The organism is Shewanella sp. 10N.286.54.B9 (genome assembly GCF_041468565.1).
Classification (GTDB): Bacteria; Pseudomonadota; Gammaproteobacteria; order Enterobacterales; family Shewanellaceae; genus Shewanella.
In genome coordinates this window covers 1-404 of record NZ_JBFRIY010000120.1, presented here as the reverse complement: position 1 = coordinate 404, position 404 = coordinate 1, and the positions used below count along the sequence as shown (strand labels likewise).

Here is a 404-nt window from a genome sequence, read left to right as displayed (position 1 = left end):
CCATTGGCCGCTAATGTCATTTGGTATTCAGCTGAGCAGTATTGTATTCCTCTATCTGAGTGGTGAATGATATTACCCGTTGTTGTCCGGTTTTTTACCGTCATATCTAACGCCTTAACGACATCAGAGGCTTTCATTTCATCACTGAGTTCATATCCCATTATCTTTCTGGAGTATGCGTCAGTCACCAAGGATAAGTAGTGTGTTCCCTCATCTGACTTAACATAAGTGATATCGCTAACGAGTACCTCTTCTGCACGTTCAACAACCTTGTCTTTTAGTAAGTTAGGATGCTTTCTAAGCCAATGGTGGCTATTGGTTGTTTTGGTGTAGTTTTTTCTGGGCTTCACCAACATATCGTGCCTTTTCAAATGTTGAAATAACCCATCTCTGCCAAGCTTTAT

Annotated in this window: 1 protein-coding gene; it reads right to left on the bottom strand. The window is 40.8% G+C overall.

The features are described 5' to 3' along the window. A partial coding sequence (locus tag AB4135_RS22060; protein ID WP_371995559.1) for a DDE-type integrase/transposase/recombinase occupies nt 1-404 on the bottom strand: 404 nt, incomplete at both ends.